Source organism: Lentzea sp. NPDC059081, assembly GCF_042738015.1.
Lineage (GTDB): Bacteria > Actinomycetota > Actinomycetes > Mycobacteriales > Pseudonocardiaceae > Lentzea.
Window position 1 is genome coordinate 126610 of sequence record NZ_JBHYGW010000012.1, and the last position, 24109, is coordinate 150718.

Below are 24109 nucleotides of genomic sequence, written 5' to 3' on the forward strand. Positions count from 1 at the left end.
GAGTGACGACATGGTGCGCAAGTACCTGACGGTGATCGTCGGCCTGGTGACGGCCACAGCGCTCGTCGCACCGGCCGGCGCCGCACCGCGTGAGCTGGTGCTGCCCGCGCCGACCGGGCCGCACCCGGTCGGCTGGAGCCGGCTCCACCTCGTCGACGAGGACCGGACGGACCCGTGGGTGCCGACCGGACCACGCGAGTTGATGGTCTCGGTCTGGTACCCGGCCGCTGCGGCGCGCGGCGACCGCGTTCCCTATGCCACCGCCGAGGAATCCCGTTTGCTGCTGGAGCTGTACGGGATCACCAGCGTGCCTCCGGACGCACTGACCGAGGTCCGCACCCACGCACGAGCCGGGGCGCCCCCATTGCGCACACATCACCGGTTTCCACTCGTCGTGCTGTCGCCAGGCCTCGCGTTCCCGCGCTGGACGCTGACGACATTGGCCGAGGAGCTGGCCAGCCGCGGCTACGTCGTGGCCGGCATCGACCACACCTACGAGGGAGCCGCGGTCACCTTCCCCGACGGCCGCGTCGCCAAATGCGTGGTGTGCACCGGAGGGACGAGCGGCGCGTCGATCACCGCCAGCCGAGCCCTGGACATCTCGTTCGTGCTCGACCACGTGCTCGCGCAGTACCGCGACCTCGTCGACCCGCACCGGATCGCGGTCGCGGGCCACTCGATAGGGGGAGCGGCCGCCGCCGCGACGATGCTCGCGGACTCGCGGGTGGACGCGGGGCTGAACCTGGACGGCTCGTTCCAGCCCGCGCTCGCCCAGGACCTGGCGCGCCCGTTCCTCCTGGTGAGCGCGGAGGACCGGACCCCGGGGCGACGCCAGGACTGGGATCTGACGTGGCCGCACCTGACCGGCTGGCGGCGCTGGCTGCACGTGCCGGACACGGGACACTCGTCGCTCAGCGACATAGCGGTCGTCGGCGAGTGGCTCGGCCTGCCCGCCGAACCGTTGCCGGGTAAGCGGGTCGTCGAGATCATGCGCACGTACGTGGCCGCGTTCGTGGACCTGCACTTGCGGCATTGTGCTCAACCGTTGCTGGACAGCCCGTCGTCAGAGTTCCCCGAGGTCCAGTTCGTCGGTCCGGCCCGGTGAGCATCGGCCTTAGTCGCTGCGCATGCCGCGCCAGAGCAGGTCCGTGAGATCCGCCGCGTGCTCCTGCCAGTGTTCGGCCGGACTGAGGTAGAACAGCCCGCCCAGCCCCCGCAGGACCGTCTCCGGGTTCAGGTCGGCGCGGACGGTCCCGGCGGTGACGTTCGCGTCGACCAGGGCCGCGACCGCGCCGACCAGGGCGTCGTAGGTGTCGGCCGGCATCCGTCCAGGGGACTTCGTCGCGTGGGTCATGGCGTCGGCCAGGCCGCGCTTGGTGATCATGTAGTGCGCCAGGTACCCGCTGACCCAGCGCCGGAACGCGTCCTCCGGCGGGTGCTCGGCGAGCAGCCGGGGCACCACCTCCACCAGGTGCTGGAGCTCGCGCCGGTACACGGCCAGGATGAGCGCCTCCGGTGTCGGGAAGTGGCGGTAGACCGTGCCGACCCCGACTTCCGCCGCCTTCGCGATGGCGTTGAACGACAGCTCCGCGGAGCGCGCGAGCGACTCCGCCGCGACCGCGAGGATGCGTTCGTGGTTCCGTCTGGTGTCCGCACGGCGAGGACTGACCGCACCCGTCATCGTTTCTCCCGTCCACGTTCCGGACCCCGCGCGAGGGTGCGTACCGGATTCTGATCCGCTACGTTCGAAAAGGGAAGCGGATGAGTATCCGTTTCGAACCGCGATGAATAGAGATCCGGTGGACATCTCACTAGAAGTCAACGGCAAGACCGAACGGCTCACCGTAGAGCCCGGCGTCACCTTGCAGGACGCGCTGCACGAGCGGCTCGGCCTGACCGGCACCAAGAAGGGCTGTGACCGCGGTCAGTGCGGCGCCTGCACGGTGCACGTCGGCGGCCGCCCCGTCCTCTCCTGCCTCACCCTCGCCGCCGCCGTGCGGCAGCCCGTCACCACGGTGGAGGGGCTGGCGACCGAGGACGGCCTGCACCCGGTGCAGCAGGCGTTCGTCGACCAGGACGCGTTGCAGTGCGGCTTCTGCACGTCGGGTCAGATCCTGTCGGCGGTCGCCGCGGTGCGCGACGACGTCGACGACGTCCGGGAGTTCATGTCCGGCAACCTGTGCCGCTGCTCGGCGTACCCGAACATCGTCGCCGCGGTCGAACAGGCGAGGAGCGCACATGCGTCCGTTTGAGCTGACCGCTCCCACCACCGTCGACGCGGCGCTCGCCACGCCCGGCACGTTCCTCGCCGGCGGCACCACCCTCGTCGACCTCATGAAGCTGAACGTGCTGACGCCCCAGCACGTCCTGGACATCAACGACCTCCCGCTGCGGGGCATCGACACCTCGGACGGGCTGCGCGTCGGCGCGCTGGAGCGGATGGCCGACGTGGCCGCGCACCCCGGCGTGTACCCGGCGATCTCCCGCGCCCTGCTGCTGAGCGCGTCGCAGCAGCTGCGCAATATGGCGAGCATCGGCGGGAACCTGTTGCAGCGCACCCGTTGCACCTACTTCCGCGATGTCGCCATGCCGTGCAACAAGCGCGAACCCGGCAGCGGCTGCCCGGCGATCAGCGGTGCGAACCGGATGCACGCCGTCCTCGGCACCAGTGACCACTGCGTGGCGACTCACGCGAGCGACCTGGCCGTCGCGCTGGTGGCGCTCGACGCCGAGATCACGCTGGCCGGCGAGGACGGTGACCGCGTCGTCGCGCTGGCCGAGTTCTACCGCCTGCCCGGCGACACCCCCGGTGTCGAGAACGACCTGCGTCCCGGTGAGCTGATCACCGAGGTGCGCGTCCCGCGTGCCGACTGGGCTTCCCGCTCCACCTACGTGAAGGTGCGGGACCGCCAGTCGTACGAGTTCGCGCTGTGCTCGGCCGCGGTCGCGCTGGACGTCCAGGACTCGCGCATCGTCGACGCCCGCGTGGCGGCGGGTGGCGTCGGCACCGTCCCGTGGCGGTTGCGCGTGGTCGAGGAGTCGCTGCGGGGCGAGCCGGTCTCCCTCGCGTCGTTCGAGAAGGCCGCCGCCCGAGCGGCCGAGGACGTGAAGCCGCTCGCGCACAACGCGTTCAAGGGTGCGCTGCTCAAGCGCACGATCGTTCGCGCACTGCTGGAGCTCACCGAAGGGGAACTCGGATGATCGGCCGCCTGGAAGCACCGCTCAAGGTCACCGGCGAGGCCCGCTACGGGGCCGACCACCTCTTCCCCGGCATGGTGTACGGCTACCTCGTGCTGAGCACGATCGCCCGCGGCCGGATCACGGCGATGGACGTCACGGCCGCGAAGGGCGCCCCTGGTGTGCTCGCCGTGTACACACCGTTCGACCCGCTGGCGCTGCGGACACCGATGTCGATGATCGGTCCGACGTGGGTTCCCCTGCAGGACCACGAGGTCGCCTACCACGGCCAGCCGATCGGGTTCGTGGTGGCGGAGACCTTCGAACAGGCCAGGGACGCGGCGATGCTCGTGGACGTCACCTACGAGGTGCTGCCGGCCACGACGTCGATGGCCGAGGGGATGGCGGACGCCGAGGACGCGCCCGCGAGCAACGGGGAACCGGCCGTGCTGGAGGTCCTCGCGGACGGCGTCGAGTCCATCGAGGACGCATTCGCGGCGAGCCCGGTGGTCGTCGCAGCCACCTACCACACGGCGCCGCAGAACCACGCCGCCATGGAACCGCACTCCGCTGTCGCCGCGTGGCAGGACGGCGTCCTGACCGTGCACAGCGGCAACCAGGCCTCGAACATGCAGGCGGCCGAGCTCGCCGGTGCGCTGGCCGTCGAACCGGCGCAGGTCCACGCGGTGAACCCGTTCGTCGGCGGTGCCTTCGGCGGCAAGGGACGCACGTCCGCGCCCGCCTTCCTGGCCGCGGCGGCCGCGCGGGCGCTCGGCCGTCCGGTGAAGGCCGCGCTGGCCAGGGAACAGGTCTTCACCGCCACCGCGGGCAGGGCCTCGACCGTCCAGGAGCTCACCCTCGGCGCCGACGAGCACGGCAAGCTGATCGCGCTGCGGCACGACTCCTGGTGCAGCACGGCGCTGGACCGCTCGTTCGTCGAGTCGACCGGGCGCGGCACGTCGGGCCAGTACTACGCCACGCCGAACCTGGCGGTGAGCCAGAAGATCGTGCCGCTGGCGCTGCCGCCGACGACGTTCATGAGGGCGCCCGGCGAGGGACCCGGCTCGTTCGCGCTGGAGAGCGCGATGGACGAGCTGGCCGTCGCGTTGGACATGGACCCGATCGAACTTCGGCTGCGCAACAACTCCACCGCGCCGATCGGCAGCGACCTGCAGTGGTCGAGCAAGCACCTCGAGGAGTGCTTCCGCACCGGCGCGGCCCGGTTCGGCTGGGAGCGGCGGGCACCGGGCGGGCGGACGGACGGCGACTGGCTCGTCGGGATGGGCGTGGCCAGCGCGTTGTTCCCCGCGCTGCGCTTCCCGGCCTCGGTCGAGATCACCCTGCGCACCGACGGCACCGCGGTGGTCTCGACCAGCGGCGCCGACCCCGGAACCGGCCTGCTGACGGTCCTGGCGCGGATCGGCGGTGAGTCCCTGGACATCGAGGTGGGCCGCGTGACCCCCAGGCTGGGCGACTCCGCCTACCCGCCGGGGGGCCTGTCCGGTGCCTCCAGTGCCACCGCGAGCGCGGGCACGGCCATCATGACCACGGCCGCGCAGCTGATCGACGACCTGCTCGGGCTCGCCTCGGCGCCCGGCGCCCCGTTCGACGGTGTCTCGGTGGCCTACGAGGGCGGCAGGGTGGTCGGCGGCGGCCGCGACATGCCGTTCGGCGAGCTCCTGAGCGCTCTGGGACGCGAGTCGTTGTCCGCCACGGGGTCGTCCGCCCCCGGCGAGGAGCTCGGCAAGCACTCGTTCAGCTCGTTCGGCGCCCAGTTCTGCGAGGTCCGGGTGCACCGGTGGACGCGGGAGACGAGGGTGAGCCGCCTGCTCGGCGTGTTCGACGCCGGCCGGATCATCAACGAGCAGGCCGCCCGCAGCCAGATCAGCGGCGGCATGATCTGGGGTGTCTCGGCGGCACTGCACGAGGCCATGGAGTTCGACGCGAACGGCCGCCTGGCCAACGGTGACTTCGCGGGCTACCTGCTGCCGGTCAACGCGGACATCCCGGCGATCGACGTCGAGTTCCTGTCCTACCCGGACACGCTGCACAACGCCGTCGGCGCCAAGGGCCTCGGCGAGATCGGCGTCGTGGGAACGGCGGCGGCCGTGGCCAACGCGGTCTACAACGCCACCGGTGTCCGGGTCCGGCACACCCCCATCACCATCGAGGACCTGCTGGTCGACTGAGCGGCGCGGGTGGCAGCTCACCCCTCGACGACGGCGGGCCGGCCGTGCTCATGTCCCCAGCGACTTCCGCAAAGCTGCGGTGAGCCGGTCGGCCCGCTCGTCGACGGGGTTGGCGAGCTGGTTGTTGAGGTAGCCGAAACCGATCTCGGCGCCGGCGTCGGCGAAGCCCAGGCCGCCGTTGCCCCCGTCGTGCCCGAAGGAACGGCCGGAGAGCAGCGGACGGCCTGGGAATCCGTCGACCAGGAACCCGGTGGAGTAGCGGATTCCCGGCGGCGTGAGCACTCCGGACCAGCCTTCCCCGGTGGAGCGCGGGGTCAGCGCGTCGGCGATGCTGCTGTCGTCCAGGAGCCGCGGTACTCCATCCACAGTGGACACTGCGGCGGCGTAGATCCTGGCGAGTGCGGTGGCGGACATGATGCCGTTGGCCGCGGGGATCTCCGTCGCGTGCAGCGCGGGTGAGTTGAAGTCCTCGGGACCGTCGTCGAGGAACCGGGCGGGGAGCGCTCCGCCCAGCGTCACCGACCTGACGAAGGTCGTCATGCCCATCACCTTCCGCACGAAGGCGAGCACGCTCTCGTCGGTGACCTCGGGAGCGGGGTGGATGCGCGCGACGCGGGACTCGTGGTCGGCGGGGAGGCCGATCCAGGCGTCGACGGCCAGGGGAGTGGTGAGGTACTCGGCGAGCAGTGCGTGTGGGCGCAGTCCGGTGGCGCGGCGCAGGATCTCGCCGGTGAGCCAGCCGAACGTCAGCGCGTGGTAGCCGAACTCGGTGCCGGGTTCCCACTGCGGCCGCTGGGCTTCGACGGCCTCGACGACGGGTGACCAGCGGGTGATGTCCCGGAACGTCAGGTCGGTGTCGAGTGCGACGACGCCGGCGCGGTGGGCGAACACGTCGCGGATCGTGGTGCACTCCTTGCCGTGGGCGCCGTACTCCGGCCACAGGGACGTGACGGGGGCGTCGAAGTCGAGGAGTCCGCGTTGCCGCGCGAGGTACGCGGCCAGAGTCATGAGGCCCTTGGTGACGGAGAACGCGACGGCGAGCGTCCCGGTGGTCCAGGGCCGGCCGGTGGTGGCGTCGGCGGTTCCGGCGTGCAGGTCGACGACCAGCCGGCCGCCGCGGTAGACCGCCAGGGCGGCACCGGTCTCGGTGCCGCGGTCGAAGTTGTCCTGGAAAGCGTCGGCGACGGGCCCGAAGCCCTCGTCGGCGAAGCCGTGGATCTCGGTCATGAGGACTCTCGCTGGGTGGTGGCGGATGCGGAGGGAGAGACTGCTTCCCGGGCGCTCGGCGCTGTGGCCCGACGCCGGTGGAGGACGGCGGTGAGGACGGCGCCGGCCCCGAAGATTCCGGCGGACCACCAGATGACCACGAGGACGCGCCAGCGGCCGGACTGGCGGGACGAGTTCGGGTGGGACATGACGGGCACTGTTTCTGAGCGCTGGCGGTCCGGAGGGCGTCCGAGTCAGGGACGGCGGGCCGCCCAGGTGGTGCGGACGGTCCGCACGGTGAGGTCGGTGCGCCGCAAGACGCTGTGGGGGCTGTCGTCGTCGAGGACGGCGTCGAGCGCGGCCAGGTCGTCGGCGGCGAACTCGCGGCCGAGGTGGGAGCGCAGCTTTCGCAGGCACACCTGCGCGTAGCGCGCGGTGGCGGGCGGCAGCGAGCCGCGCAGGTCGATGGCGAACGGCCGCGCGGCCTCCAGCCGGAAGCCGGCGCGCTCCAGGTGCGGCGACCAGTCGACGGACGGCCCGGAGTCGAGCGCGGCGTGGACGCGAGCCTCCAGGCCGGGACGTCCCACGCCGATGTCGTCGGGCAGGAAGCGCGGGAAGAAGCTCATCTCGGTGACCGCCAGCAGCCCGCCGGGCCGCAGGTGGTCGAACGCCCCCGCCAGCACGCGGCCGGGATCGGCCATGTGGTGCAACGAGGACGCCGCCCAGACCAGGTCGCTGGTCCCGGTCCGCGGCCAGCCCTGGTCGAGATCGGCCCGCAGCCCCCGGACGCGGCCGGCCAGGCCGAGCGCGGACGCCTTCTCCGTCAGCCGGTGGAGCATCTGCGGCGACAGGTCCACAGCCGTGACATGGGCACGGGGAAACCGCTGAGCGAGCGCCAGGGTCCCGGTCCCGGTCCCGCTGCCCAGGTCGACGATGCGTGCCGGTGCCCCGTCGGACAGGTCGCCCAGCCAGTCGACCAGCTCCGCCAGGTAGGACTGGAGCACCTGGGCGTCGAGCTCCAGCAGCTCGGCCATCGCGGTGGTCTCGGATTGACTCATGCCTCGACCGTAGCGAGGCCTTGCATCGAACGCATACACTCTTGCATATGACGCAAGAAGGCGATCTGGACGCCACGGTCCGCATGCGCATCCGGAGTCTGCGGCAGGCACGGGGCTGGTCGTTGGACAACCTCGCCGAGCGCGCCCACCTGAGCCCGTCCGGCCTCAGCCGCATCGAGACCGGGCGCCAGCGCCTCAGCCTGGACCAGCTGGCCTCACTGGCCAAGGCGCTGGGAACCTCCGCCGACCAGCTGCTGGAGACGATCAACGACGACGACGTGGTCATCAGGCCCGAACGCGACGAGCAACGCGGCCTGACCACCTGGCTGCTGAGTCGGGGATCCGCACCCGCCGGCGTCACCGTCGCCAAGATGCGCATCACCGACGAGGCTCGCGGACCGGGGGTCGACGAGCTCGGAGTGCACCCCGGCAAGGAGTGGTTCACCGTGCTGTCGGGAACCGTCGCGCTCATCCTCGGCGACCGCGCCATCCGGGTCGAGACCGGCCAGGCCGCCGAGTTCTCCACCATGGTCCCGCACGCGATCAAGGCGCACGGCGGTCCGGCGGAGGTCCTCGTCATCCTCGACGGCGACGGGCAGCGCAGCCACCTCCACCCCTCGCCCTGACCCCGCCGCCGCGACTCCGGCGTGGCTCACCCGGCCGGGTCGCGGCGGTGAGCCTCTGTCACCGCCGCGAAGACCTCGTGGTGCGGGCCGGTCAGCCGCGCTCGGCGAGCTTCCGGACTTCCAGGCCGCTGTGCGTGTGGTTGAGCTCCGGCAGCAGCCGCGCCAGCTCCAGCGCCTCGTCCAGGTCGGCCGTCTCGACGATGTAGTAGCCGCCGAGCGTCTCCTTGGCCCCCAGGAACGAGCCCTCGGTGGCGCTGACCTGACCGTCGGCGTCCGCGCGCAGCGACGTGGTCACGGTGGCCTGGTCGAGCTGCTGACCGTCGCGGAGGCGGTCGCCGGCCTTGGCCATGAACGCCCCGTGACCGGTGTGGTGCGCCTGCCACTGCTCCTCGGTCATCGCTGCCCACTGCTGGGTGTCGCCGTAGATGAGGATCATGTACTTCGCCACGTCGTCAACCTCTCGGTGCGGGCCGCCCCCACTGGCGGCCTCACCCCTACGAGGTACAGCGCGGGCGTCGGGATCGACAAACGACGAAATCCAGTTCCGCTTGAGCCGCTCGGTCACGAGGTGACCGCCCTCGGCCGCGATTCGCGGGCTGAGCTGCGGTGATGCTCGCTCCAGGGCTTCGGCTGCCCCGGCACGGGGCTCAAGCCCCGCTCCAGTGCGGCTAGACCGCGCCCGGTCGCTCCCTTGTGGACTGCCGCCCTAGGGACGCGCCGGCTTCGTCCCCTGGTCGGGGGAGAGGCGTCCCCGACTTTCGGGACGACTCCCGTGCGCCGCCGTTCCTACCGTGGTGGCCAAGAGATCCGTCCTGGTCACTCGAAGAGGAGCGACGATGAGCGTTGCCGTGGCACGGTTCGCGGAGATCGTGGGGGAGGCGAACCTGCTCTCCGGCGACGCGGTCCCGCCGGACTACGGGCACGACGAGTCCTTGACGGTCACTGCCAGGCAACCCGCACACGTGGCGAGACCGGCCACGGCGGAGGAGGTCGCGCACCTCCTCCGAACCGCCGGTGAGCTCGGTGTCCCGGTCACCGCGCGAGGATCGGGAACCGGGCTCTCCGGTGCCGCCCGGCCGGCACCGGGCGGGCTGGTGATCTCGTTCGAGCGGATGAACGCGGTGCTGGAGATCGACACCGAGAACCACGTCGCCGTCGTCCAGCCCGGTGTCACGCTGTCCGAACTGGACGAACGGACCGCGGCCGCCGGTCTCACCTACCCGGTGCACCCCGGTGAGCTCAGCGCCAGCGTCGGCGGGAACGTCGGGACGAACGCCGGGGGGATGCGCGCGGTCAAGTACGGCGTCACGCGGCACCACGTCGTGGGGCTGCAGGCGGTGCTGCCGACCGGGGAGATCATCCGCACCGGCGGCAGGATCGCCAAGGTCTCCAGCGGCTACGACCTGACCCAGCTGATCATCGGGTCGGAGGGCACCCTCGCGCTCGCCACCGAGGTCATCGTCAAGCTCCAGCCGCGGCTGCCGCACGGCGCGACGGTGCTCGCGCCCTTCGGGACCGTCGACGAGGTGCTCACCGCCGTTCCGAAGGTCGTCGCGAGCGGGCTCGGGCCGCACGTCCTCGAGTACATCGACGACGTGACCCTCGCCGCCATCAGCCAGCACGAGAAGCTCAGCCTCGGTGTGCCCGAGCAGATCCGCGAGTCCGCGCGGGCGTACCTGGTGGTGGCGCTGGAGAACCGCGCCGGCGACCGGCTGCACGGCGACGTCGACGAGCTCGGCGGGCTGCTGGCGGACCTCGGCGCGCTGGACGTCTACGTGCTCGAAGGCGGGGCGGCCCGGCGGCTCGTGCAGGCGCGGGAGAAGTCCTTCTGGACCGCGAAGGCGTTCGGGGTCGACGACGTCATCGACGTGGTGGTGCCGCGAGCCTCCATGCCGGAGTTCCTGCGCGGGACGCAGGAGATCGCCCGCAAGCGGGACGCGCGCGTCGCCGGGTGCGGGCACGCCGGGGACGGCAACGTGCACCTCGGCGTCTTCTGCCCGGACCCGGATGAACGCAAGGCGTTGCTGACCGAGATCTTCGCGTTCGGCGTCGAGCTCGGCGGCGCGATCTCCGGCGAGCACGGCATCGGCAGGGCCAAGTCCGCGTACTTCCTCGACCTGGAGGACCCGGCGAAGATCGCGCTGCTGCGCCGGCTCAAGGCGAGCTTCGACCCGGCCGGGATCCTCAACCCCGGCGTGCTCATCCCCGAGGAGGACGCCTCGTGAACGGCGCGCAGTCCCTGATCCGCACGCTCGTCGACGCCGGGGTGGACGTGTGCTTCGCCAACCCCGGCACCTCCGAGATGCACTTCGTGGCCGCGCTCGACGACGAGCCGGGGATGCGGGGCGTGCTCGGCCTGTTCGAGGGCGTGGTCACCGGAGCGGCGGACGGGTACGCGCGGATCGCCGGCAAACCGGCCGCGACGCTGCTGCACCTCGGTCCCGGACTCGGCAACGGGCTCGCGAACCTGCACAACGCGCGCCGCGCGCACACCCCGGTCGTCAACGTCATCGGCGACCACGCGACCTACCACAAGGCGTTCGACGCCCCGCTCGACTCGGACGTCGAGGCGGTCGCCGGGTCTCTCGAAGGCTGGGTCCACCGGTCCGAGCGCCCGGAGGACGTCGGTGCCGACGCCGCCGCCGCGGTGGCGGCCGCCCGGTCCGCGCCCGGACAGGTCGCGACGCTGATCCTCCCGGCCGACGCGTCCTGGGGTGAGGGCGGAGTGGCCGGTGCGCCCGTCCCGCCCAGCGCTCCCCAGGTCGTGAACGCGAGCGCGGTGAAGGCCGTGGCGGAGGTGTTGACCAGCGGTGAACCGGTGGCGTTGCTCATCGGCGGCAGTGCGTGCCGTGAGGCCGGTCTCCGCGCAGCCTCACGGATCGCTGTCGGCACCGGGGCGAAGGTGTTCGCCGAGACGTTCCCGGCCCGGCTCGAACGCGGTGCGGGCCTGCCGGCGGTCGACCGGCTCGGCTACCTCGCCGAACAGGTCGCCTACCAGCTGGACGGGATCCGGCACGTGGTCGTCGCCGGGACGCGGCCGCCCGTGTCGTTCTTCGCCTACCCCGGCAAGCCGAGCGACCTGGTGCCGGACGGCGCGCGGGTCCACGTGCTGGCCGACCCCGGTCAGGACGTCCCGCGTGCGCTGGAGGACCTCGCGGACCTGGTCGCGTCCGGCGCGGAACCCGTGCTGCGGCAGGCGGAACGGCCCGCGCTGCCGTCCGGGCCGCTGACGCCGCAGAACTGGGCCGAGGTGATCGGCGCGCTCCTGCCCGAGCGCGCGATCATCGCCGACGAGGCCAACACCTCCGGTCTGCTGCTGCCGGCCGCGACCGCAGGCGCGCCACGGCACGACGTGCTGACATTGACCGGCGGGGCCATCGGCTACGGCATGCCCGTCGCGACCGGTGCCGCCATCGCCGCGCCCGACCGGCCCGTGGTCAACCTGCAGGCCGACGGCAGCGCCGTGTACACGATGTCGGCGCTCTGGACGCAGGCCAGGGAGAACCTGAACGTCACCACCGTGCTGCTGAACAACCGCGCCTACGCGATCCTGCGGATGGAGCTGCAGCGCGTCGGCGCGCAGGGCAGTGGCCCCAAGGCGAACGACCTGCTCGACCTCTCCCGGCCGGACCTGGACTTCGTGAGGATCGCCGAGGGGATGGGCGTTCCCGCCTCCCGCGCGACCACCGCCGAGGAGCTGGCCGAGCAGTTCCGGCGTGCCCTGGCCGAGCCGGGCCCGCACCTGATCGACGCCCTCGTCCCGCCGGTGTTCTGACACCGCCGCGAGGTCGATGACCACCCGACGGGACCTCGGCGAGGCCCGTCTCCCGCCCCTTCCCGGAGAAACCATGAGTCCGCAGTACCCGATGCGTGTTCCGCCGGTCGACCTGGACGCCCTCACCGGACGTCAGGAGACCGTGCGCGTCAAGATGGGCCCCTACGGGGAGAGCGGCACCTCCTCGATGATGAGGACCTTCCTCCACTACCCGGAGTTCGCCCGGTCGCTCGGCCGGATCGGCACGCGAGTCACGCTGACCAGCGACCTGCCGCCGAGCCTGGCCGCGCTCGCGTCCGCGCGCACGGCCTGGTTGTGCGGCAGCGAATACCTGTGGGCGCACATCCGCGCGCAACACCCGGAAATCACCTCCACCGACCTCGACGGAATGGCGAAGCACGTCGTCGAGGCGATCGACGAGCTGCACGAGACGCACAACCTGTCGGACGAGAAGTGGTACCGGATCGGGCAGCTCGGCCCGAACGCGGTCATGGACCTCATCACGACCTACGGCTTCTTCGTGTCGCTGGCGGCCGCGGTCAGCAGCATGGGTGTGCAGCTCGAGGAGGGACTCGTCGGCTGGGACGGACCGGGTGCCCCCGAACGGAAGCTCGTCGCGTCGCCCCGGGTCCTGACCAAGAGGGTCTTCGAGGCCGACTACGCGCACCTGGGTCCGCGGCAGGTGGAGCAGGCGAACCGGATGGGGCGCCGCGGCAAGCCGAGCACGTCGAAGCTGCAGAAGGCGATGATCAACTACCCGGAGTTCCTCGGGGCGTTGGCGCCGTTCGGGAAGCGGGCGATCGACGACACGTGCCTGCCGCCGCGGGTGTGGCAGCTGGCGTGCATGCGGACGGTGTGGCTGTGTGACAGCGAGTACCTCTGGTCGCAGCACCGCAAGGCGTGCCTGAAGCTGGGGGTCACGGACGACGACCTGGCCGGTGTCGCGGAAGGACCGGACAGCCCGCTGCTGCTGGACTTCGACCGGGTCGTCGTGCGGACCGTGGACGAGATGTTCTTCCACAACAGGATCTCGGACGAGAACTGGCACCGGTTCGACGAGTTCGGCACCGAGGGCGTCACCGATCTTATCCTCGTCTACGGCCTCTACGTCCTGCAGTCGTGCGTCGCACGCGTCTTCGGCACCACCCTGGAAGAGGGCTCGGTGGGCTATCTGCCCGAGCTCGACCGGTTCCGGGAAGGGGTCTCCCGTGGCTGAGCAGTTCCGGTCGCAGGACTGGTTCGGAGGCAAGGGGGCCAAGGGTTTCACGCACCGCAGCTGGGTGCGCAGCCGCGGCGTCCCGGTGGACCACTTCGACGGACGGCCGGTCATCGGCATCTGCAACACCTGGTCCGAGCTGACCTCGTGCAACTCCCACTTCCGCGAGCTGGCCCAGCACGTGCGCGAGGGCGTGCTGGAAGCGGGCGGCGTGCCGATGGAGTTCCCCGTCATCTCGACGGGGGAGACGCTGACCCGGCCCACCGCGATGTTGCTGCGCAACCTGTGCAGCATGGACGTCGAGGAGACCCTGCGCGCCAACCCGCTCGACGGCGTGGTGCTCATGATGGGGTGCGACAAGACGACCCCCGGGCTGCTCATGGGCGCCGCCAGCGTGAACCTGCCGACGATCGGGCTGTCGGCCGGACCGATGCTCAACGGCAGCTTCCGCGGCAAGCCCTTCGGCATCAAGGACGCCTGGACCCTCGCGGCGGACCTGCGCGCGGGCCGGGCGACCGTCGCGGACGTCGAGGAGGCGGAGTCCTGCCTCAACCGCACGGTCGGCGTCTGCAACGTCATGGGCACCGGGTCGACGATGGCGGCACTGGTGGAGGCGATGGGCATCGGCCTGCCGGACAACGCCGCGATCCCGGCCGTCGACGCACGGCGCAAGGTGCTCGCACGCATGGTCGGGCGGCGCATCGTCGGCATGGTCCGGGAAGGGCTCACGCTCGACAAGCTGATGACCCGTGAGGCGTTCGAGAACGCCATCAAGGTCAACGCCGCGATCGGCGGGTCGACCAACGCGGTGATCCACCTGACCGCGATGGCGCGCAGGGCCGAGGTTCCGCTGTCCATCGAGGACTGGCACGAGATCGGCAGGGACGTCCCGACGCTGCTGAACATCCAGCCGTCCGGCAGGTACCTGATGCAGGACTTCCACGAGGCCGGCGGGCTGCCGGTGGTCCTCCGCGACCTGTGCGAGGCGGGCCTGCTGCACGGCGACGCGCTGACCGCCGGCGGGAAGACCCTCGCGGAGACCAACGCCGGTGCCGTGTGCCACAACCGCGACGTGATCTCCAGCGTGGCCGAGCCGTACATGTCGCACTCGGGCATCGCCGTGCTGCGCGGCAACCTGTGCCCGGAAGGCGCTGTCATCAAGCCGTCCGCCGCCGAGCCACGACTGCTCAAGCACCGCGGGCGGGCCGTGGTGTTCGAGAACCAGGACGACCTGAACGCGCGGGTCGACGACCCCGCGCTGGAGATCGACGCGGACTCGGTGATGGTGCTGAAGAACTGCGGCCCCCAAGGTTTTCCCGGCATGCCGGAGCTGGGGATGATGCCGATCCCGGCGAAGCTCCTGGCCCAGGGCGTCCGGGACATGGTGCGCGTCTCGGACGCGCGGATGAGCGGGACCTCGTTCGGTGCCGTCGTCCTGCACGTGTCACCGGAGGCGGCCGCCGGCGGGGTGCTCGACGTGGTCCGCGACGGCGACCTGATCGAGCTGGACGTGGCCGCGCGCAGGCTCGACCTGCTCGTGTCCGATGTGGAGCTGCGGGAACGCCTCGACGCGCGGGAGGTTCCCGAGCCGAAGGCGAAGCGGGGCTACGCGAAGCTCTACGTCGACACCGTGAACCAGGCGCACGACGGGTGCGACCTGGACTTCCTCGTCGGCCGGACCGGCAGCGACGTCCCGCCCAACCAGCACTGACCCGCCACGGAGAGGGACGAGAGCGATGAGCGAACCGATCAGGATCTACGTGCCCCAGGGTTCGCTGGGGGTCGGGATCTTCCCGGAGGAGATCGACCACGCGGTGGCCGCGAGGCCTCACGCGATCGCGGTGGACGCGGGGTCGACGGACAGCGGCGCGGCCTATCTCGCCAAGGGGACGTCCAAGAACGACCGCGGCTCGGTCAAGAAGGACCTGGAGCTGCTGATGGGGTTGCAGCAGGAGGCGGGGATCCCTTTTCTGATCGGCACCGCCGGTCAGGCCGGCGGTGACCTGAACGTCGACTGGACGCGCGACGTCGTGCTGGAGGTCGCCGCGGAGCGCGGATACACGCCGAAGATCGCCCTGCTGTACTCGGAGCAGTCGCCTCAGGTGATCAAGGAGAAGCTCGCGGACGGCAAGATCACCGCGCTGCCGCCGCTCGGCGACCTCGACGAGGAGACGATCGACACCAGTCTGCACATCGTCGCGTTGATGGGGCCTGAGCCGTATTTCGCCGCACTGGACGCGGGTGCGGACATCATCATCGGGGGACGTTCGTCGGATCCGGCGGTGATCGCGGCCTACGCGTTGTGGAAGGGCGCACCCGCGGGACCTTCCTGGCACGCGGGCAAGATCTCCGAATGTGGTGCGCAGTCGACCACGGCGGCCACGGGTCAGCGTGGTGTGTTGATCGACATCCACGAGGACGGGTTCGACGTCGAGCCGGTCGACCCGCAGTTCAAGGCGTTGACGAGGGGTATCTCGATCCACTCGCTCTACGAGAACAAGAACCCCTGGATCCTCACGGAACCCGGCGGCGAGCTCGACCTCACCGACTGCGAGTACGTCCAGCTCACCGAGCACAAGGTGCGCGTCACCGGGTCGAGATGGGTCCCGCGCCCGTACACGATGAAGCTGGAGGGCGCGTCGGGGAACCTGTTCCAGACCATCATGATCGTCGGTATCACCGATCCGAACGTGCTGGCCGAGCCGCAGGTGTTCCACGACCGGATGCAGTTCGTCCTGACGCAGCGGGCCAAGTCGGCGACGGGCCTGGACGAGTCCGAGTTCCACATCTCGCTGCGGATGTACGGCTACAACGGCGTGAGCGGACTGCCGCCCGCACCGGGTTCGGTCCCGCTGGAGATCGGGCTGATGGGCGTGATCACCGCCAAGACCCAGGCCTTGGCGAGCGAGATCGCGAGGGCCTGCGACCCGTACTTCTTCCACATGCCCGTCCGCGACGGCCTGGAGCTGCCGAGCTACGGCTGGGCGTTCACCCCCGGCGACATCGACCGCGGGCCGGTCTACCAGTTCACGCTCAACCACGTCGTCAGCGTCGAGGACCCCATGGAGCTCGTGCGCTTCGAGACGATCGAGGCCCGGCCATGACCGCCCGGTTCGCGGACTACCAGTTCGGGATCTACTTCGACGCGCTGAACGGCAGGATCTCGGACTTCCCGATGGACCACGGGACCCTGGAGAGCAAGGCGATGGCCGTGCTCCCGCCGTCGTTGCGGTCCTACGTCGCCGGCGGCGCCGGGGACGAGGCGACCCAGCGCCGCAACGTGGAGGTGTTCTCGCGGTGGGGACTCGTGCCGCGCATGCTGGTCGGCGCCGAGCACCGGGACCTGTCGGTCACCCTGTGGGGCACGACCTTCCCCGGCCCGATCTTCATGGCACCGGTCGGCGTCATCGGGCTGGTCACCGACCACGGTGACATCGCGGTCGCCCAGGCCGCCGCGCAGACCGGTGTGCCCGCGATGTTCTCCACGCTCATGGTGGACCCGCTGGAGGAGGTGATCGGGCACGCCGGCCCGACGGCGAGCTTCTTCCAGCTCTACACCCCGAGGGACCGCGACCTGGCGGCCAGCCTCGTCCAGCGCGCGGAGAAGGCCGGGTACCGCGGCATCGCCGTCACGCTGGACACCTGGACCCCCGGCTGGCGGCCGCGCGACCTCACCAGCGGCAGCTTCCCGCAGCTGCGCGGGCACGCGCTGGCGAACTACACCAGCGATCCCGTGTTCCGCCGTCTCGCCGAGGGCGGCGACGTCGTCCGCACCTGGGCGAGCGTCTTCGGAAACCCGTTGTCCTGGAACGACCTGGGCTGGTTGCGGTCGTTGACGGAGCTGCCGATCGTCCTGAAGGGGATCTGCCACCCGGACGACGCCCGCCGCGCCATCGACGCCGGGGTCGACGGCATCTACTGCTCGAACCACGGCGGCCGGCAGGCCAACGGCGGTCTCAGCGCGCTCGAGCTGCTGCCCGCCGTGGCGGAGGCCTGCGGCGACGTGCCGGTGCTGTTCGACTCCGGGGTGCGCAGCGGGACCGACGTCGTCAAGGCGATCGGGCTCGGCGCCACGATGGTCGGGATCGGCCGCCCGTACGTCCACGGCCTGGCGCTGGGCGGGGTGCCGGGACTTGTCCACCTGCTGAGGTCCGTGCTCGCCGAGGCGGACCTCCTGATGGCCGTGAACGGATACCCCGACTTCGCGGCGGTGCGGGCCAACACGAGGAGGGCGGCATGAGCGAGATCGCTCTGGTGACCGGCGCGAACAAGGGACTCGGCCACGAGATCGCCCGGCAGCTGGCCGAGCGCGGGATGACGGTCTACCTCGGCGCGCGGGACGAGACCCGCGGCCGGGAGGCGGTGGCCGCGATCGGCACCGGCGACGTGCGGTTCGTCCGCCTCGACGTCACGGACCCGGTGTCCGTCGACGACGCCGTCCGCACGATCGGCGCCGAGTGCGGCCGCCTCGACGTGCTGGTCAACAACGCGGGCATCGCGGGGGAGATCGGCACGGAGGTCCTCGCCATCACGGCGGACCAGCTGCGGGCGACCTACGAGGTCAACGTGCTCGGCGTGGTGACCGTGACCTCGGCGTGCGTCCCGTTGCTGCGGAAATCGGAGAACGGCCGGATCGTGAACATGTCGAGCCGCCTCGGTTCGCTGACCGCCCTGAGCACACCGGACAGCCGGCAACGCAGCCGCGGCGCGCTCGCGTACAGCTCGTCGAAGGCGGCGCTCAACGTGCTCACGCTGCTGTACGCCGAGGCGTTGCGGGAGGACGGCATCCAGGTCAACGCGGCCACGCCCGGCCGGGTGCCGACCGACATCAACGCGGCGACTCCGTGGCGTGGCGACAGGACTCTCGCCGACGGCGCGGTCGCTCCGGTCCACCTGGCGACGCTGGCGCCGGGCACGATGACCGGGCAGTTCCGCGGACCGGGGACCGACGAGTCACCCGGCTGGTGACTAGAGGTCCTGTTCGTCGCCGGCCTGGACGATGCCGTGGCGGTAGGCGTAGCGGACGGCGTGCACCCGGTCCCGCAGCTTCAGCTTCGTCAGGATCCGCGAGACGTGCGTCTTGACCGTCTCGTCGCCGATGTACAGGCGCAGCCCGATCTCCGGGTTGGTGAAACCCTCCGCGAGCAGCAGGAAGACCTCGTGCTCGCGTGCCGTCAGCCGGGCCATGCCCGGTGGCAGCTCCTTCGCCTCGTCGTCGGCCGGGGCCAGCGCGTCGGCGATGCGCGGCCTGAGCCGTTGGACGACCGACGGGTCGACGTACGCGTCGCCTCGGGCGGCTGCCCTGACGGCGGCGATCAGCTCTTCGGGAGGCAGGCTCTTGAGGACGAAGCCGTGCACGCCGGCCGTCAGGGCGCGGTGCAGGTACTCGTCGCTGTCGTAGGTCGTCAGCATGAGCATGCGCACTCCGGTCAGGCCCGACGCGATGATCTCGGCGGCCGCGGCCAGTCCGTCGAACTTGGGCATCTGGACGTCGAGGATCGCGAGGTCCGGGCGCAGCCGGATGGTCTCGGCGACCGCGGCGCGTCCGTCCGCCACCTCGGCTATGCACTCGAAGTCCGGTTGGGTGTGGAGGATCGCGCGCAGGCCGGACCGGAAGGTCGCGTGGTCATCGGCGATGAGAACGCGGAACATCAGGGTGCTTCTCCTGGTGGTGAGACGCCGTAGGACATGCTGACCTTCGTCTCCCAGCTCGCTCCCGCGGGATCGGGCCCGTGCGAGACGGTTCCGCCGAACAGCGCCGCGCGGCTGCGGATCCCGGCGAGGCCGCGTCCGGTCGACGGGCGCGCGGCCGACGGTCCGATGCCGTTGCGGGCCAGCAGTTCGACGCGGGTCTCGCCGAAGTCGAGCTCGACGTCCACAGTGGATCCGTCGCCGTAGCGCAGGGCGTTGGTGAGCATCTCCTGGGTGATGCGGTACAGGGCGATGTCGAGCGATCCCGGCAGCCACCGCGGTGCGCCGCTGACCCGGAACCGCGTGGCGAGGCCGGACCGGCGCACGCCGTCGAACAGCTCGTCGAGGTTGCCGAGACCCGGTTGGTTGGCCGAGTCCGAGGTGCCGTGCAGGAGGTCGAGCATGCGGCGGAGGTCGGACATCGCCGACTGCCTCGACAGCTCGACCGCCGACAGCGAGTCCATGATCTCCTTGTCGTCGAAGTCCGGCTTCGCGGCGAGCTTGATGCGCGCGGCACCGGAGTGCATGCCGATCGCGCTGACGTGGTGGGAGATGACGTCGTGCAGGTCGCGCGCGATCGAGGTGCGGACCCGGCGGACCGCGTTGTCCACCTCCTCGGTGGCCTCGCGCAGCTCCTTCTCCCGGTTGTGCCGGAGCTCGGAGATGTGGGCGCGGCGAGCCGACGTGTACCGGCCCACCATCCACGGGATGAACGCGTCCTTCATCATCTCCGTGACCATCGCGAGCACGTTCGCGGGGTCCGCCACCGCCTGCGACAGCACCGCGCCCGCCGCCAGCCCGGCGACTGCCGCGACGCTCCACCGGCCGTGCATCCACGCGCCGGCGCGGTAGGCCGCGATCACGCCACCCACCAGGTCCATGTCGGGGTTCGAGGTGCCGTGGAGCACCAGTGCCAGACCCACCGCGGCGACCGCGTGCACCACCGTCACCCACCCGGAGTACCGGGGAGGCAGCGCCAGCACGGCGTCCACGCACACGATGACGACGAAGGCACCGATCCGCACGGCGGGGGACAGCTCCGGGGTCGCGACCGCGAACACCACGGTGTCGACCACGAGGCAGGCGAGCGCGATGAGGAGCGCCTGCCGTCCGAACGAGCGCATCCCGCGCGTCGGCGGCACCGCCGTCCGGGAGTCGTCCACTGTGGTCACGCGCGTAATTATCCTCGCCGAAACCTCCAGCGAGTCCCCCGACCAGGGGACCCGGCACCCGTGGGGAGGGCGGGACCCCGCCCTCCCCACTACCTCACGGGCTCACGCGTGCACACGAGCCTGGGCACTGCTCACCAGCTTGTGGTTCACGAACTCCCCGAAGCCGTACTCGCCCAGCTCACGCCCGAACCCGGAGCGCTTGACGCCGCCGAACGGCACCTCGGGACTGGTCCACGCGTGCTGGTTCAGGAACACCATCCCGCTCTCCAGGCGCCGGGCGATCTCACCGCCGCGGTCGAGGTCCTCGGTGAACACCGAGGCGCCGAGGCCGAACGGGGTCGCGTTCGCCAGCGCGATCGCTTCCTCCTCCGACTCGACCACGAAGAACAGGAACACCGGCCCGAAGAACTCCTCGTGGAAGGCGGGGTTGGTCTCCTCCACACCGGTCAGGACCGCCGGCTCGAAGTAGAACCCCGGCCGGTCGATCCGGGAACCCCCGCGCAGCAGGGTCGCTCCGTGCTCCTGCGCCCGGCGGACCTGCTCGACGAGCGTCTCCAGCGCTCGTTCGGACGACAGGGGCCCGAGGCCGGTGGCCCGGTCGGCGGGGTCGCCGATGACCAGGCCGTCGAGGTTCTCGTTGACGGCGGCGAGGAACTCGTCGGCCCTGTCCCTGCCGACCACGATGACGCGCTTCGTGGCGTTGCACGCCTGTCCCGCGTTGATCAGCCGGGCACCGAGAGCGGCCGCCACGCTCCTGCCGAGGTCGGCGTCCGGCAGGACGATCATCGGATCGCTGCCGCCGAGTTCCAGCACGACCTTCTTGATGTTGCGCCCGGCGCGCTCGGCCACCGCCGCTCCCGCGCGTTCGCTGCCGGTGAGCGCCACGCCCACGATCCGCGGGTCGTCGATCAGCCTGCCGATCTGCTCGTGGGAGGCGAACACGTTCGTGTACACGCCGGCCGGGGCACCGGCCACCTCGAACAGGCGCTGCAGGGCGAGCGCGCTGCGCGGAACGCTCTCGGCGTGCTTGACGACCACGACGTTCCCGGCCATGAGCTGCGCCGCGGCCACCCTCGCGACCTGGTAGTACGGGAAGTTCCACGGTTCGATCGCCAGGACGACGCCGAGCGGGTCGGTGTACACGACGGATCCCGGCGACTCGGGCACCGGCCGGGGCGCGAGGAGCTCCTCGCCGTGGTCGGCGTAGTACTCGAAGATCGACGCCGACAGGTCGACCTCCGCCTCGGCCTCGCCGACCAGCTTGCCCACCTCGTCGGTGAGGTGGCCCGCGTACCCGGTCCCGGACCGCAGCTCGGCGGCGACGGCGCGGAGGACGGCCGCCCGATCCTCGGCCGGTCGGTGGCGCCAGTCGTTCTCGTAGGCGGAGTGGGCGGTGGCGAGTGCCTCGTCGAGTCCGGCGTCGGAGATCTGCTCGACGGTGTCCAGGACGTGGCCGGTGGCGGGGTTGACGCTGAGGTAGGACATCGGAAGTTCCTCCGTGGTGGTGGGTCAGGCGGTCTTGTCCGCCGAGATCTGGTCCAGCAGCGCGAAGTCGTCGTCGGTCAGCTCGATCGCCGCGGCGCCGATGTTCTGGTCGAGGTGCGCCACCGACGAGGTGCCGGGGATCGGCAGCATCGACGGGGACCTGCGCAGCAGGTACGCCAACGCGAGCTGGCTGGTCGTGGCGTCGTGCCGGCGGGCGAGCTCCGCCAGTGCGCCGTCCTGGTCGGCGATCCCGCCGCTGGCGAGCGGGTACCACGGGATGAAGGCCATCCCCGAGGCCTCCGCGTGGTCGAGGACGTCCTCCGCGGACCTGGTAAGCAGGTTGAACAGGTTCTGCACCGACGCGATCGGCGTGACGGCCCCGGCGGCGCGGACCTGGTCGACGGTCACCTCGGACAGGCCGATGTGCCGCACCTTCCCCTCCTCCTGGAGCCGCGCGAGCTCGCCGACCTGGTCCTCCAGCAGCACCTCGTCGTCGACGCGGTGCAGCTGCAGCAGGTCGAGGTGGTCGACGCCCAGGTGCCTCAGGCTCAGCTCCGCCTGCTGGCGCAGGTAGGCCGGACGGCCGACGGGCACCCACTCGTCCGGGCCGGGGCGCGTGACCCCGACCTTCGTCGCGATGACCAGGTCGTCCGCGTACGGGTGCAGCGCGCGGCGGATGAGGTCGTCCGTCACGAACGGTCCGTAGCTGTCGGCGGTGTCGATCAGGTTCACACCGCGGTCGACGGCGTGGCGCAACACCGCGATCGCGTTGTCGACGTCGGCCGGGTACCCGAACGTGCCCGGTCCGGTCAGCTGCATGGTGCCGAAGCCCAGGCGGCGGACGGTGAGGTCACCGCCGATGGTGAAGGTGGTGGCGGGAACGGTTGATGTCACGGTTCTAGTCCTTCGGAGTGGGGGAAGACGTCCGGCCTGTGGTCATGACGACGACGGCCAGACCGGTCACGGCGGCACCGGCGAGGGGAAGGGTCTCGATCCCCTGGCCGGACACCACGAGTCCGCCCAGGACGCCGGCGAGACCGGATCCCAGGTAGATCGCGGACGCGTTGAGCGAGAGGGCGAAGGTGCCCTGCTCGCCGGCGGAGATCAGCAGGCTGCTTTGCTGAGGCGGGTTGTACGCCCAGTTCGCGCAGCCCCAGGCGAACAGGGCGAGTGCGGCTCCGGCGGTGGTCGTCAGGGTCAGCGGCAGGCTCACCGCGGCCACCGCGGAGGCGACCAGCAGGACGAGCGCGCTGCGGCCGGGACCGAACCGGTCCGACATCAGCCCGCCGACGACGTTGCCCACCACCGCGCCACATCCGTAGACGAGCAGCAGTGCGCTGACCGCGTCATCCCGGAAGCCGGTGTAGCCGGCGACCAGCGGGACGACGTAGGTGTAGATCGTCATCGCACCGAGGACCGACAGCGTGGTGACCAGGAGCAGACGGCGCACCACCCGGTTGCCCAGCACGGCGAACCGCTCTTTCGGTGAAGCCGTTTCCGTTGGCGCGACGGCGGGAACGAACAGGCGTGTGGCGAACGCGATCACCACCGCGGCCACCGCGATCGACGCGAAGACGCCGCGGAACCCCGTGACGCCCCCGAGCAGTGAGCCGATGGGCACTCCCAGCGCGATCGCCGCGGTGAGCCCGCCGAACACGAGGGCGACCGCACGTCCTCGTCGCTCGGGAGGGAACAACGACGTGGCGACGAAGGTGGCCGTCGGGGTGAAGGCAGCCGCGCCGGCAGCGGAGATCACGCGCCCCAGAAGCAACAACGGGTACGTGGTCGCCAACGCGGTGAGCGCGTTGCCGAGCGCTGCCAGGAGAAGAGCTCCTGTGAGAACGGAACGCCGCTCACAGCGGGCGGTGACCGCGGTCGCGATCGGAGCGCTGATCGCGTAGGTGATCGCGAAGACGGTGGACAGCTGTCCGGCGGCTCCCAGGGAGACGCCGCTCTCCGCGCTGATCCGCGGCAGCAGACCGGCGACGACGTAAGCGCTCGTCCCGGCGACGAAAGCGCCCGCGGACAGCGGGATCACCCGAGCTGTCATCTCACCTCCCTCCCTAGTTTCGATGAGCGTCGTACTTCGACGGTGATCGTAATACGACATCCATCAAAGTTCTACCGATGTCGTAGGATGGGGTGGTGGAGACCTCAGAGGTGACCTTCCTGCCGCAGCCGGATCGCGACGAGATCCGGATCGAACGCGTGCTGCACGCGCTCGCGGACCCGGTGCGCCTGCACATCGTCCGAGCGCTCGCGACGAGCCCCGACGGGCACGCGTGCGGCGAGTTCGCCCTGTCGGTGAGCCCGTCGACGCGAACGCACCACCTGCGCGTGCTCCGCGGAGCCGGGGTGATCACGACCATCGCCGCCGGCACCAGGAAGATCTCGAGCCTGCGGCGGGCGGATCTCGACGCCCTCTTCCCCGGCCTGCTCAACGGGGTGCTGGCCGCGAAGTCCGAAGTGGACGAACTGGTCTGAGCGCGGGGGAGGCCCGCCCCGCGGTGGGTT

At 71.1% G+C, this 24109-nt stretch carries 22 protein-coding genes; 13 read left to right on the forward strand and 9 right to left on the reverse strand.

Annotation, left to right across the window (positions count from 1 at the left end; all coding sequences use genetic code 11):
* The first annotated feature begins 10 nt into the window (after positions 1–10).
* The gene (locus ACFWV3_RS25720) at positions 11–1105 is read left to right on the forward strand and encodes an alpha/beta hydrolase family protein (protein WP_382414443.1); all 1095 of its coding nucleotides are present in this window, start codon (positions 11–13) and stop codon (positions 1103–1105) included.
* A gap of 9 nt (positions 1106–1114) precedes the next feature.
* On the opposite strand, the gene ACFWV3_RS25725 is transcribed toward ACFWV3_RS25720, so the two are convergent.
* On the reverse strand, positions 1115–1681 hold the full coding sequence (locus ACFWV3_RS25725) for a TetR/AcrR family transcriptional regulator (protein WP_382414445.1): 567 nt from the start codon (positions 1679–1681) through the stop codon (positions 1115–1117).
* A 118-nt stretch (positions 1682–1799) separates the two neighbouring features.
* Here ACFWV3_RS25725 and ACFWV3_RS25730 point away from each other — a divergent pair, with 118 nt between their 5' ends.
* The 3 genes from ACFWV3_RS25730 to ACFWV3_RS25740 are packed head-to-tail and all read left to right on the forward strand — an operon-like array spanning position 1800 to position 5366.
* Positions 1800–2252, forward strand: a complete 453-nt coding sequence (locus ACFWV3_RS25730) for a (2Fe-2S)-binding protein (protein WP_382414447.1) — start codon at positions 1800–1802, stop codon at positions 2250–2252.
* Positions 2239–3201, forward strand: a complete 963-nt coding sequence (locus ACFWV3_RS25735; RefSeq protein WP_382414449.1) for an FAD binding domain-containing protein — start codon at positions 2239–2241, stop codon at positions 3199–3201. The genes ACFWV3_RS25730 and ACFWV3_RS25735 overlap by 14 nt, the downstream gene beginning before the upstream one ends.
* Entirely contained in the window at positions 3198–5366 is a 2169-nt protein-coding gene (locus ACFWV3_RS25740; protein WP_382414451.1) for a xanthine dehydrogenase family protein molybdopterin-binding subunit, read from the forward strand. Before ACFWV3_RS25735 ends, ACFWV3_RS25740 begins: the two co-directional genes overlap by 4 nt.
* A 48-nt stretch (positions 5367–5414) precedes the next feature.
* Here ACFWV3_RS25740 and ACFWV3_RS25745 read toward each other — a convergent pair whose 3' ends face one another.
* Together ACFWV3_RS25745 and ACFWV3_RS25750 are read right to left on the reverse strand one after the other, a co-directional pair.
* Positions 5415–6593, reverse strand: a complete 1179-nt coding sequence (locus tag ACFWV3_RS25745) for a serine hydrolase domain-containing protein (RefSeq protein ID WP_382414453.1) — start codon at positions 6591–6593, stop codon at positions 5415–5417.
* Between the two features lie 233 nt (positions 6594–6826).
* Positions 6827–7630, reverse strand: a complete 804-nt coding sequence (locus ACFWV3_RS25750) for a class I SAM-dependent methyltransferase (protein WP_382414455.1) — start codon at positions 7628–7630, stop codon at positions 6827–6829.
* Between the two features lie 47 nt (positions 7631–7677).
* Between ACFWV3_RS25750 and ACFWV3_RS25755 the strand changes: the two genes are divergently transcribed.
* Complete coding sequence (locus ACFWV3_RS25755; protein ID WP_382414457.1) at positions 7678–8256, forward strand: helix-turn-helix domain-containing protein; 579 nt, start codon at positions 7678–7680, stop codon at positions 8254–8256.
* A 91-nt stretch (positions 8257–8347) separates the two neighbouring features.
* Here the strand turns inward: ACFWV3_RS25755 and ACFWV3_RS25760 are convergent, their stop codons facing one another.
* Positions 8348–8704, reverse strand: a complete 357-nt coding sequence (locus tag ACFWV3_RS25760) for a YciI family protein (RefSeq protein WP_382414459.1) — start codon at positions 8702–8704, stop codon at positions 8348–8350.
* 388 nt (positions 8705–9092) lie between these two features.
* Here ACFWV3_RS25760 and ACFWV3_RS25765 point away from each other — a divergent pair, with 388 nt between their 5' ends.
* The 7 genes from ACFWV3_RS25765 (at position 9093) to ACFWV3_RS25795 (ending at position 18215) form a co-directional block, all read left to right on the forward strand.
* A complete protein-coding gene (locus ACFWV3_RS25765; protein WP_382414461.1) occupies positions 9093–10481 on the forward strand; it encodes an FAD-binding oxidoreductase in 1389 nt (462 codons plus the stop codon).
* Positions 10478–12031: an acetolactate synthase large subunit gene (locus tag ACFWV3_RS25770; RefSeq protein ID WP_382414463.1), complete on the forward strand. Its 1554-nt coding sequence runs from the start codon at positions 10478–10480 to the stop codon at positions 12029–12031. Before ACFWV3_RS25765 ends, ACFWV3_RS25770 begins: the two co-directional genes overlap by 4 nt.
* Before the next feature lie 73 nt (positions 12032–12104).
* On the forward strand, positions 12105–13247 hold the full coding sequence (locus ACFWV3_RS25775) for a carboxymuconolactone decarboxylase family protein (RefSeq protein WP_382414465.1): 1143 nt from the start codon (positions 12105–12107) through the stop codon (positions 13245–13247).
* Positions 13240–14958 (forward strand): IlvD/Edd family dehydratase, encoded by a 1719-nt coding sequence (locus ACFWV3_RS25780; RefSeq protein WP_382414467.1) that lies wholly within the window; start codon positions 13240–13242, stop codon positions 14956–14958. The genes ACFWV3_RS25775 and ACFWV3_RS25780 overlap by 8 nt, the downstream gene beginning before the upstream one ends.
* 25 nt (positions 14959–14983) lie before the next feature.
* A complete protein-coding gene (locus tag ACFWV3_RS25785; protein WP_382414468.1) occupies positions 14984–16351 on the forward strand; it encodes an acyclic terpene utilization AtuA family protein in 1368 nt (455 codons plus the stop codon).
* Positions 16348–17487 carry an alpha-hydroxy-acid oxidizing protein gene (locus tag ACFWV3_RS25790; protein WP_382414470.1) on the forward strand — a complete coding sequence of 380 codons (1140 nt, stop codon included), beginning with the start codon at positions 16348–16350 and terminating at the stop codon, positions 17485–17487. Before ACFWV3_RS25785 ends, ACFWV3_RS25790 begins: the two co-directional genes overlap by 4 nt.
* Positions 17484–18215 carry an SDR family NAD(P)-dependent oxidoreductase gene (locus tag ACFWV3_RS25795; RefSeq protein ID WP_382414472.1) on the forward strand — a complete coding sequence of 244 codons (732 nt, stop codon included), beginning with the start codon at positions 17484–17486 and terminating at the stop codon, positions 18213–18215. The genes ACFWV3_RS25790 and ACFWV3_RS25795 overlap by 4 nt, the downstream gene beginning before the upstream one ends.
* Here the strand turns inward: ACFWV3_RS25795 and ACFWV3_RS25800 are convergent, their stop codons facing one another.
* The 5 genes from ACFWV3_RS25800 to ACFWV3_RS25820 all read right to left on the reverse strand — a co-directional run bounded on the left by ACFWV3_RS25800 (position 18216) and on the right by ACFWV3_RS25820 (position 23645).
* Entirely contained in the window at positions 18216–18899 is a 684-nt protein-coding gene (locus ACFWV3_RS25800; RefSeq protein WP_382414474.1) for a response regulator, read from the reverse strand. It lies immediately after the preceding gene.
* A complete protein-coding gene (locus ACFWV3_RS25805; protein WP_382414476.1) occupies positions 18899–20110 on the reverse strand; it encodes a sensor histidine kinase in 1212 nt (403 codons plus the stop codon). The genes ACFWV3_RS25800 and ACFWV3_RS25805 overlap by 1 nt, the downstream gene beginning before the upstream one ends.
* Before the next feature lie 102 nt (positions 20111–20212).
* On the reverse strand, positions 20213–21595 hold the full coding sequence (locus ACFWV3_RS25810) for an NAD-dependent succinate-semialdehyde dehydrogenase (RefSeq protein ID WP_382414477.1): 1383 nt from the start codon (positions 21593–21595) through the stop codon (positions 20213–20215).
* A 24-nt stretch (positions 21596–21619) separates the two neighbouring features.
* The gene (locus ACFWV3_RS25815; RefSeq protein ID WP_382414479.1) at positions 21620–22489 is read right to left on the reverse strand and encodes an aldo/keto reductase; all 870 of its coding nucleotides are present in this window, start codon (positions 22487–22489) and stop codon (positions 21620–21622) included.
* A gap of 4 nt (positions 22490–22493) precedes the next feature.
* Positions 22494–23645 (reverse strand): MFS transporter, encoded by a 1152-nt coding sequence (locus ACFWV3_RS25820; protein ID WP_382414481.1) that lies wholly within the window; start codon positions 23643–23645, stop codon positions 22494–22496.
* Between the two features lie 92 nt (positions 23646–23737).
* Here ACFWV3_RS25820 and ACFWV3_RS25825 point away from each other — a divergent pair, with 92 nt between their 5' ends.
* On the forward strand, positions 23738–24079 hold the full coding sequence (locus tag ACFWV3_RS25825; protein ID WP_382414483.1) for an ArsR/SmtB family transcription factor: 342 nt from the start codon (positions 23738–23740) through the stop codon (positions 24077–24079).
* Positions 24080–24109: the final 30 nt, after the last annotated feature.

Bases quoted from the DNA above. Each gene is read 5' to 3' on its own strand.
- ACFWV3_RS25720 (WP_382414443.1), top strand. From the start codon at position 11: ATGGTGCGCAAGTACCTGACGGTGATCGTCGGCCTGGTGACGGCCACA.
- ACFWV3_RS25725 (WP_382414445.1), bottom strand. From the start codon at position 1,681: ATGACGGGTGCGGTCAGTCCTCGCCGTGCGGACACCAGACGGAACCAC.
- ACFWV3_RS25735 (WP_382414449.1), top strand. From the start codon at position 2,239: ATGCGTCCGTTTGAGCTGACCGCTCCCACCACCGTCGACGCGGCGCTC.
- ACFWV3_RS25740 (WP_382414451.1), top strand. From the start codon at position 3,198: ATGATCGGCCGCCTGGAAGCACCGCTCAAGGTCACCGGCGAGGCCCGC.
- ACFWV3_RS25745 (WP_382414453.1), bottom strand. From the start codon at position 6,593: ATGACCGAGATCCACGGCTTCGCCGACGAGGGCTTCGGGCCCGTCGCC.
- ACFWV3_RS25750 (WP_382414455.1), bottom strand. From the start codon at position 7,630: ATGAGTCAATCCGAGACCACCGCGATGGCCGAGCTGCTGGAGCTCGAC.
- ACFWV3_RS25755 (WP_382414457.1), top strand. From the start codon at position 7,678: ATGACGCAAGAAGGCGATCTGGACGCCACGGTCCGCATGCGCATCCGG.
- ACFWV3_RS25765 (WP_382414461.1), top strand. From the start codon at position 9,093: ATGAGCGTTGCCGTGGCACGGTTCGCGGAGATCGTGGGGGAGGCGAAC.
- ACFWV3_RS25775 (WP_382414465.1), top strand. From the start codon at position 12,105: ATGAGTCCGCAGTACCCGATGCGTGTTCCGCCGGTCGACCTGGACGCC.
- ACFWV3_RS25785 (WP_382414468.1), top strand. From the start codon at position 14,984: ATGAGCGAACCGATCAGGATCTACGTGCCCCAGGGTTCGCTGGGGGTC.
- ACFWV3_RS25790 (WP_382414470.1), top strand. From the start codon at position 16,348: ATGACCGCCCGGTTCGCGGACTACCAGTTCGGGATCTACTTCGACGCG.
- ACFWV3_RS25795 (WP_382414472.1), top strand. From the start codon at position 17,484: ATGAGCGAGATCGCTCTGGTGACCGGCGCGAACAAGGGACTCGGCCAC.
- ACFWV3_RS25800 (WP_382414474.1), bottom strand. From the start codon at position 18,899: ATGTTCCGCGTTCTCATCGCCGATGACCACGCGACCTTCCGGTCCGGC.
- ACFWV3_RS25810 (WP_382414477.1), bottom strand. From the start codon at position 21,595: ATGTCCTACCTCAGCGTCAACCCCGCCACCGGCCACGTCCTGGACACC.
- ACFWV3_RS25820 (WP_382414481.1), bottom strand. From the start codon at position 23,645: ATGACAGCTCGGGTGATCCCGCTGTCCGCGGGCGCTTTCGTCGCCGGG.